Source organism: Actinomadura sp. GC306 (assembly GCF_004348665.1).
GTDB lineage: Bacteria > Actinomycetota > Actinomycetes > Streptosporangiales > Streptosporangiaceae > Spirillospora.
On sequence record NZ_SMKM01000066.1, the window covers coordinates 18070 to 27137 of the forward strand.

8 protein-coding genes are annotated in these 9068 nt (G+C 70.8%); 4 read left to right on the forward strand and 4 right to left on the reverse strand.

The features are described 5' to 3' along the window. Positions 1–64 precede the first annotated feature (64 nt). Positions 65–1372: an FAD-binding oxidoreductase gene (locus E1200_RS12480; protein WP_131952025.1), complete on the forward strand. Its 1308-nt coding sequence runs from the start codon at positions 65–67 to the stop codon at positions 1370–1372. Positions 1373–1437: 65 nt separating this feature from the next. Here E1200_RS12480 and E1200_RS12485 read toward each other — a convergent pair whose 3' ends face one another. The 3 genes from E1200_RS12485 to E1200_RS12495 form a co-directional block, all read right to left on the reverse strand. Further along, positions 1438–2514, reverse strand: coding sequence for a hypothetical protein (locus E1200_RS12485; protein ID WP_131952026.1), 1077 nt, complete (start codon positions 2512–2514; stop codon positions 1438–1440). A gap of 178 nt (positions 2515–2692) precedes the next feature. After that, entirely contained in the window at positions 2693–3457 is a 765-nt protein-coding gene (locus tag E1200_RS12490; RefSeq protein ID WP_131952027.1) for a crotonase/enoyl-CoA hydratase family protein, read from the reverse strand. Between the two features lie 8 nt (positions 3458–3465). After that, positions 3466–4239, reverse strand: coding sequence for an SDR family NAD(P)-dependent oxidoreductase (locus tag E1200_RS12495; protein WP_131952028.1), 774 nt, complete (start codon positions 4237–4239; stop codon positions 3466–3468). Between the two features lie 208 nt (positions 4240–4447). On the opposite strand from E1200_RS12495, the gene E1200_RS12500 reads away from it, so the two are divergent. Beyond that, a complete protein-coding gene (locus tag E1200_RS12500) occupies positions 4448–5296 on the forward strand; it encodes an SDR family oxidoreductase (RefSeq protein ID WP_131952029.1) in 849 nt (282 codons plus the stop codon). After that, positions 5293–6315 carry a DNA topoisomerase IB gene (locus E1200_RS12505; RefSeq protein ID WP_131952030.1) on the forward strand — a complete coding sequence of 341 codons (1023 nt, stop codon included), beginning with the start codon at positions 5293–5295 and terminating at the stop codon, positions 6313–6315. Before E1200_RS12500 ends, E1200_RS12505 begins: the two co-directional genes overlap by 4 nt. 67 nt (positions 6316–6382) lie before the next feature. Here the strand turns inward: E1200_RS12505 and E1200_RS12510 are convergent, their stop codons facing one another. After that, positions 6383–7738, reverse strand: a complete 1356-nt coding sequence (locus E1200_RS12510; RefSeq protein ID WP_131952031.1) for a family 1 glycosylhydrolase — start codon at positions 7736–7738, stop codon at positions 6383–6385. Between the two features lie 593 nt (positions 7739–8331). On the opposite strand from E1200_RS12510, the gene E1200_RS12515 reads away from it, so the two are divergent. Continuing rightward, positions 8332–9015, forward strand: a complete 684-nt coding sequence (locus tag E1200_RS12515) for a C40 family peptidase (RefSeq protein WP_243708510.1) — start codon at positions 8332–8334, stop codon at positions 9013–9015. Positions 9016–9068: the final 53 nt, after the last annotated feature.

Below are 9068 nucleotides of genomic sequence, written 5' to 3' on the forward strand. Positions count from 1 at the left end.
AGGAGCACCGTGGACCCATCGACGGCGAAAACGACGGCGAAATCGACGGCGAAGAGGAGAGGCCATGAACATCGGGGACGAACTGCGCGGAGTGATCAGGGGACGCGTGCACGCGGCGGGCGACGACGCGTTCGAGGCGGCCCGGCGGCCCTGGAACCGCGCGGTGGACCAGCCCGTCCGGGCCGTGGTCGAGGCCGCCGACGCAGACGACGTGGCGGCACTGGTCCGGCATGCCCGGCTCGCCGGGCTGACCGTCGCGACGCAGCCGAGCGGCCACGGCGCGAGCGGCGACACGGGCGAGGTGATCCTGCTCCGCACCGCCCGCCTGGACGAGCTGGAGATCGACCCGGACGAGCGCCTCGCCCGGGCCGGCGCGGGCGTCCAGTGGGGCCGCGTGCTGGAGGCCGCGAGTCCGCACGGCCTGACCGGCCTCGCGGGCAGCAGCCCGGTGGTGACGGTCACCGGCTACACGCTCGGCGGAGGGCTGAGCTGGTTCGGCCGCAAGCACGGATGGGCGTCCGGGAGCGTCCGCGCGTTCGACATCGTGGACGCGTACGGCGCCCGCTCGCGGGTGACGTCCGAGACCGATCCGGACCTGTTCTGGGCGCTGCGCGGCGGAGGCGGCGACCTCGCGATCGTCACCGCCGTGGAGTTCGCGCTCCACCCGGCGCCGAGCCTCTACGGCGGCCGGATGCTGTGGCCCGCCGCGCAGGCCCCGGCCGTCCTGGACGCCTACCGCGAGGTCACCCGGGAGGCACCGGACGAGCTGACCGCCTGGTACGAGCTGCTGCGGTTCCCGGGCGCGGCCCCGCTGGCGGCGGTCGACGCCGCCTTCCTCGGCGAGGGCGGCGACGCCGAGACGCTCCTGCGTCCGCTCGACAAGGTCGCCGGGCGGATCTCCGACACGCGCGCCGTGCTGCCGGTCGCGGAGCTGGGCTCGATCACCGCCGAGCCGACCGCCCCGGGGCCGGGCGCGTCCCGCGCGGAACTGCTCACGGAGCTGACCGGCGACGTGGCCGCCGCGCTGCTGGAACGCCCCATCGACCCGCTGCTCACCGTCCAGGTGCGGCATCTCGGCGGCGCGCTGGCCCGTCCGTCCGGGACCGCCGCCGGGCATCTGGACGAGCCGTTCGCGCTCTACATGTTCGGCGTCCCCGGCGCGGACGGCGGGACGGCCGTCCGCGCCCGCCAGCACGAGCTGGCGGGCGCCCTCGTCCCGTACACGACCGGCCGCAAGCCGTTCACGCTCCTCGCCCCGGGCGAGCGCGCGGCCAACGCGTTCACGCCCGGCGCGCTCGCCCGGCTCCGCGAGCTGAAGCGCGCCCGCGACCCGCGGGGCGTCCTCCGCAGCAACTTCCCCGTCCTCGGCTGAGGGGCCGAAGCACGACGCCCGCCCCCTGAAGCAGAGGGCGGGCGCGTGCCGGGTGCGGGTCCCGGTCAGCTGAAGTACTCGATGAAGGGGCTCTTCTTGTCGGGCGCGGAAGCGGTGCCGGCGCTCACGATCGCCGTGGTGCCGGGCCGGTGGTCGGCGTCGGTGGCCTGGACGCCGCCGGAGCGGGCGGGGCCGTTGACCGTCGTCCAGGACGTGCCGTTGTAGTGCATGTACTGCGTCTTGTCCCCGGTGGTGATGGGGAGCATGACCACGCCGTCGCTGCCGTCGGAGGTCAGGCCGATGCCCGCGGCGTTCAGCGGGGTGTTGATGGTCTGCCAGGACGTGCCGTTGTAGCGCAGGATCGCGTTGCTGATCTGCGCGTTCTGCCGGACGCGGAGCACGTAGACGTTCGTCGGCGAGTTCACGACGATCCGGTGCAGCGTGCCCTGGTAGGCGGGGACGCCCATGTTGCCCGGGACGTTGATCTGCTTCCAGGACGTCCCGTTCCAGTGCATCACCAGGCCGGTGACGGAGGTGCCGGCGGACGCGGTGGTCCCGGCCAGCCACACGTCGTCCTTGGCGCGGACGTCCACGGCGGTGATCGAGGAGGACGGGGGCAGCGGGACCTGCGGGTCGAGCCAGCCGCTGCCGGTCCAGCGGAGGATGGCGCTCGGGCCGCCGGCGGCGGCGTCGAGGCCGGCGATGGAGTAGGCGGTGCCGTCGGGAGCGGCGGAGACGGCGGTCGGGAAGCCCACCAGCGGGTAGGCCACCTGGTTCCACTTGGTGCCGTTCCAGTGGAGGCTCGTTGTGCCGAAGAGGCTGTAGCCGATGATCCACGCCTTGTCGGGCCCGGCGACGGCGACGTCGGTCGGGGTGAAGGAGGCCGGGCTGGAGTCCGCGACCCAGGACGAGCCGTTCCAGCGCGCGATCTTGGCCTGCGGGCCGAAGAAGTTGCCGGCGGCGCCGACCGCCCAGCCGGCGTTCTTGGCACCGAAGTCGACCCGGTCGAGGGAGCCGTCGTAGTTCAGCGCCGCGCTCGGAACGTCCTTCCATGCGGCGGCGTGCGCAGGGGCGGCCACGGCGACCGTCCCGGCGGCGCAGGCCAGGGTGGTGGCGACCGCCAGCACCGCGTTCCTCTTCATAGTCCACTCCCAAGATCACTGCAGGTGGGGCAAAAGAGTACGGCAATGCTTACTGGGAAGTAAGGGGGACCGGCCACTCGTCCGAAATAGGACTCACCAGGCACATGCGCCACATACGACAAGACGCCCGGAACCAGTCGGTTCCGGGCGCCCTGTGCGTGCTGAACGCCGGGTCGGGCTACTCGCCCTTCCAGTTCGGCTTGCGCTTCTCGGCGAACGCCGCGGGGCCCTCCTGGGCGTCCTTCGACGAGAACACCGGCAGCGTGATCTCCTGCTGCTTCTCCCACTGGTCCGCCGACGTCCAGTCCGTGGACTCGACGATGATCCGCTTGGTCGCCGCGAGCGCCAGCGGCGCGTTCTCGGCGACCTTCAGCGCCAGCTCCTTGGCGGCCGCGAGCGCGCCGCCCGACTCGGTGAGCCGGTTGACGAACCCGAGCTCGGCCATCCGCTCCGCCGAGTACTTGTCGCCGGTCAGGGCGATCTCCATGGCGATGTGGAACGGGATGCGGTTCGGCAGCCGCAGCAGCCCGCCCGCGCCCGCGACCAGGCCGCGCTTCGGCTCGGGCAGCCCGAAGTTGGCGTCCCGCGCCGCGACGACCATGTCGCACGACAGCGCGACCTCGCAGCCGCCGGCGAGCGCGTAGCCCTCGACGGCCGCGATCATCGGCTTGGCCGGGGGCCGCTGGGTGATCCCGGCGAACCCGCGTCCCTCGACGATGGGGTTGTCGCCGGTGAGGAAGCCCTTGAGGTCCATGCCGGAGCAGAACGTCCCGCCGGCGCCGGTGAGGATGCCGATGGACAGGTCCTTGCGGGAGTCCAGCTCCTCGACGGCCGCCGCGATCCCGCGCGCCACGTCGCCGTTGACCGCGTTGCGGGCCTCGGGACGGTTGATGGTGATGACGAGGACGGCACCGTCCTCTTCGGTCAGAACAGCGTCGGACATTCAGGGCCTCACTTCGGCTGGAAGCGGATACCGCCGTCGAAGCGGATGGTCTCGCCGTTCATGTAGTCGTTCTCGATCAGGGACTTGACCAGGTGCGCGAACTCCGACGCCTTGCCCATCCGCTTCGGGAACGGCACCGGCGCGGCGAGCTTGGCCTTGAACGCGTCCGCGGCCTCGCCCTCGCCGTAGATCGGGGTGTCGATGATCCCCGGGCAGACGGTGTTGACCCGGACGCCGATGGCGGCGAGGTCGCGGGCGGCCGGCAGCGTCATGCCGATGATGCCGCCCTTGGACGCGGAGTAGGCGAGCTGCCCCGTCTGCCCCTCCAGGCCGGCGATGGAGGCGGTGTTGATCACCACGCCGCGGGCGCCGTCCGCGTCCGCCGGCTCGGTCTTGGAGATCGCGGCCGCGCCGATCCGCATCAGGTTGAAGGTGCCGATGAGGTTGACCCGGATGACCGTCTCGTAGGACGCGAGGTCGTGCGGGGTGCCGTCGCGGTTCACGGTCCGCGACGCCCAGCCGATGCCGGCGCTGTTGACGATCACGCGCAGCGGGTTGCCGGTGTCGACGGCGGCCTGGACGGCGGCCTGCACCTGCGCCTCGTCCGACACGTCCGTCTTGACGAAGACGCCGCCGACCTCGTCGGCGAGGGCCTTGCCCTTGTCCTCGTTCAGGTCGGCGATGACCACCTTGGCGCCGTCGGCGGCCAGCGCGCGGACGGTGGCCTCACCGAGACCGCTCGCGCCACCGGATACGACGGCGGAAACTCCGTTCAGGTCCATAAGCAGCACCTTACGTCAGGGACCGAATGTGGTTCGGGATGATGTTACCCAGAAGTCACCGCGCGCTCCGCTCACACCCCTGCCGATCACGGAGGCACGAGTTACCCACTGGTCACAATAGGGGGACGTTTGCCCCCACACGCTCCGGGCACCCGCGTTCCATGCGCCAAGCGAACCGGGACGTGGCGCTCCCACGGGAGGCGAGGGCATGAGCGAGCGACCGGCACAAAGCCAGCCATACCCCGGGCGGACCGGGGACATGACACCCGAACCCCGCGACGAGATGCGCGACTACACCGGAGGCGGGCTGCTGGAGGGCCGCCGCGCCCTGATCACCGGCGGCGACTCCGGCATCGGGCGCGCCACCGCGGTCGCGTTCGCCAAGGAGGGCGCCGACGTCGCCATCACGTACCTGGAGGAGGACGAGGACGCCCGGCACACCGCCGGCCTCGTCGAGGCCGCCGGGCGGCGCTGCTTCACCTTCGGCGGCGACCTGGGCGAGGAGCGGCACAGCCGCGAGGTGGTCGAGCACGCCGTGCGCGACCTCGGCGGACTGGACGTGCTCGTCCTGCATCACGGGACGCAGACGCCCGTGAAGGACGTCCGCGAGATCGACGACGCGCAGCTGCGCCGGACGTTCGACGTGAACGTGTTCTCGCTGTTCTGGACCGTCCAGCAGGCCCTCGACCACCTGGGGCCCGGGTCGTCCATCATCATCACCGGCTCGATCAACGGCCTGCGCGGCAACAAGACGCTCATCGACTACTCCGCCAGCAAGGCCGCCGCGATGACCCTCGCGGAGTGCCTCGCCCAGAGCCTCATGGAGCGCGAGATCCGCGTCAACGTCGTCGCCCCCGGCCCGGTCTGGACGCCTCTCATCCCCGCCACGTTCGACGCAGAACGGGTCGAGGGCTTCGGGCAGCAGGCGCCGATGGGCCGTGCCGCCGACCCCGACGAGATCGCCCCGTCCTACGTGTTCTTCGCGTCCAACCGCCAGTCGTCCTACTACACCGGGCAGACGCTCGTGCCCGCCGGCGGGGAGATCCACCCGGGATGAGGGAACTGCGTCGCAGCGACCCGGGCGAACCCGGCTACGGGCGGCGGAAGTGCGGCAAGGGCTTCATGTACCTCGGGCTGGACGGCCGCCCCCTGGACGACCCCGCCGAGAAGGAACGCATCCGGTCGCTCGTCATCCCGCCCGCCTGGACGGACGTATGGATCTGCCCAGACGCGGACGGCCACATCCAGGCACTCGGCACCGACGCGGCCGGACGGCGCCAGTACCTCTACCACGAGGCATGGCGGGAACAGCGCGACCGTGAGAAGCACGAGCACGTCCTAGACCTGGCCGAGCGGCTGCCCAAGGTGCGTGGCACGCTCGCCGAGCACCTCGCCGGGCGGGGGTTCAGCCGGGAGCGGGTCCTCGCCGCCGCCGTCCGCCTCATCGACCTCGGCTTCTTCCGCATCGGCGGGGAGGCGTACGCCGCCGAGAACGGCACGTTCGGGCTGGCCACCGTCCTGCGGGAGCACGTCTCCTGCGGGCGCGGCGAGGTCACCTTCGAGTACCCGGCCAAGAACTCCAAGGACCTGTTCCGGTCGGTCGCGGAGGAGGACGTCTGCAAGGTCGTCAGCGGGCTCAAGCGCCGCCGCGACGACTCCCCCGAACTCCTCGCCTACCGCCTCCCCGGCGGCGCCTGGCACGACGTCACCACCGGTGACATCAACGCCTACATCCGGGAGGTCACCGCAGGCGACTTCAGCGCCAAGGACTTCCGCACCTGGCACGCCACGGTTCTCGCGGCGGTCGGCCTCGCCGTGTCGGTCCGCGCCGGCGACAGCGACACGGCCCGTAAGCGCGCCGTCGTCCGGGTGGTCAAGGAGGTCTCCGCCTACCTCGGCAACACCCCGGCCGTGGCCCGCGCCTCCTACATCGACCCCCGCATCATCGACCTGTACGAGAACGGCCGAACAATAGCCCCCGCCCTCGGCAAACTAGGCGTGGAAACCGCACAAGGCGAACTGGCCACCCAGGGCCCCGTAGAACAGTCCGTCCTAGACCTACTCCGCACCGCGTAACGCCCCGCCAGGACAGAGCACCCGGCGACACCACCACGCCCCACCGGCACCAGCACGCACGTTGGTGTCAGTGTGGGAGGGCGTATTCGGCGGGCGGGGTCGGGGTTGTGCCGAAGCAGGTGGCGATGGGGTCCTCGATGGAGCACCAGCCGGGCTTGCGCACCGGGACGTAGCCGGCGGGCACGCCCCGGTTCGCGATGATGGAGCGGTAGGTGGCGACGCCGTCGGTCGGGCGGCGCGTCAGGGACGGGTCGGTCCGCACGTCCACCGTGTAGAGGCCGAAGCGCGCGCGGTAGCTGCCCCACTCGTAGTTGTCCGTGAGGCTCCAGTGGTTGTAGCCCATCATCTTCACGCCTTCGGCCATCGCGCGCTGGATCCAGTACATGTGGTCACGTAGGTGGTCCGTGCGCGTGTAGCCGTCTGGGCGGGGCTTGCCGTCGTCGGTCGGCATACCGTGTTCGACGATGTAGACCGGTAGGTGGGGCAGTCTCCGCTGGTAGTTCTTCAGGACGTAGTACAGCCCCTCCGGCTCGGGATCGATCTTCCAGAACTCCCCGCTGAGGGAGTGCACGGCCGTGAGGTTCTGCAGGTTCGCGCCGTAGTAGTAGTCGATGCCGATGAAGTCGAGCTTGTCGGTGACGTCGTTGAACAGGGCCGCGTCGAAGATGCCGTTAAGCGCCGAGCCGTAGGCGACGTTGCTCGACACCATCGCGCCCGGATCGACCCTGTGAATCATGTCGTAGGCGGCGCGGTGCGTCTTGATGAGGGCGTCGCGCATGGTCAGCATCTGCATGAGGTTCATCGGACGGTAGGTCAGCTCCCGGTAGATGTAGGAGCTGGCCTCGTTGAACGTGATCCAGAGGACGTCCTGGTCCTTGTAGCGGTCGACGATGAACTCGGCGTGGCGCAGCCAGTCCTGCTGCGTGCGCGGGTTGTCCCAAGCGCCCTGGTCGGCCACCCAGCCGGGGTACACCCAGTGGTCGAGGGTGAGCATCGGCCGCATCCCCTTGGCCCTGATCTGGCGGATGAGGTCGTCGTAGTAGGCGAGCGCGTCCGGGTCCCGGTATCCGCGGCGGGGCTCGACGCGGGCCCACTCGATGGACGTGCGGAAGACACCCACGCCCAGGCCCTTGGCCAGGTTCAGGTCATCCGGGTAGCGGTTGCGGAAGTCGACGGAATCGCCGTAGGGGTGCTCCACAGCGTCCGGGTCCTGGGCGTACCTCGTCCAGTTGCTGTCGGGGAAGGACCCCTCGCTCTGGAAGCCGGACATGGAGACGCCCCAGAGGAAACCGGGCGGGAACTTCACCGTCGTGGGCTTGCCCTCCGCGGCGGACGGGGACGCGGCGGTGAGCACGAGCGCGAGCGAGAGTGCAAGCGTCGAGACGACGTGGACGGGGCGTACTCTGCCGAGCCTGCCGAACACGGGGCTCCCTCCGGAGACCGGACATGAACGTTCTTCGGATGACAGGCGGCGCGGGCGTTCCCGTCAACCCCCGGGACTGACCGAATCCGGCATTCCACCCGCCCTTAATCCGGCACCGGTGACGCCCGCGCGGCACGCCGGACGCAGCCGGATGATCTTTGCCCCTTTTATGCATTTTGTGATTTACGCCATACCGGGGCCGCCAGTTATCCACAGATGCGCGTTCTTCTTCGGCGGTGCCGACGAGGGCCTGAGCATGGCTACGTGACTCGGTTCACAGATCACGAATCGGACACGGAATCGGCGCAGGCCAAGGTGGGGGCGACCGTCCCCGCCGCATTGATCGGCGCCCTGGAAATGGTGCGGGGGATTTGCCTTGTTCGCCGGTATCTGCCTAGTTTCTCGCTTGGTTCATGCGGCACTTGAGGCCGCCCAGATAACAGAACACGCACTCCGACGAGCGGCCGCGGCGCGCCCGGCCAGCTGCGAACGGCCGGCGCCGACCCCCGAGGTCGCCCCCCTGGGCCCCGCACCGAAAGCCGTCGTCGGACGCCGAATCCGCGCCGCCGAGAGGCGCGGGACCGGAAGCGGCCGTGTTTTCCCTTCGTCCCTGTTCACGACGTCGTGGAGCCGCGCGGCCGCGGCAACCCGAATCCCCGAGCGACACCCGGTGGACGACGGCTGCCCGGGAGGCATCGACCGCGAACTCTGGAGTCATTCTGCATACCCCTCGAATCTCCCCGAAGACCGGCGTCACCACGGCCGGCCTGGCCGTCACCACCGCGCTGGGGGCGTCCCTTCTCACCGCCGCCCCCGCCGAGGCGGCGACGGCCCCCCAAGGGGCCGCGCCGGCGCAGGCCCCGGCCGCCAAGTCGGCCGCTCAGTCGGCCGCGTCCCGCTCCGCCAAGCAGAAGAAGCGCGCGGCCTACGCCGTGAAGTACGCCGCCAAGCAGATCGGCGACCCGTACCGCTACGGCGGGACGGGCCCGGGCTCCTGGGACTGCTCCGGCCTGGCCGGCGGCGCCTGGCGCAAGGCCGGCGTGAAGCTCCCCCGCACCAGCCAGCAGATCTACCGTGCGGTCAAGAAGAAGGTCTCCTGGAAGGGAGCCGTCAAGGGCGACCTGCTGTTCTTCTACGGCGGCCGGACCCACGTGGGCATCTACGCCGGCCACGGCTACATGATCCACGCGCCCAACTCGCGGTCCAAGGTCAAGAAGATCAAGCTGAACTCCTACTACAAGCGCAACTTCAACGGCGGCGTCCGCCCGGGCCTGTAGCCCGGACGCCCAGCCACCCGGGGCCCCGCGCCACCCCCGCGCGGGGCCCCCGG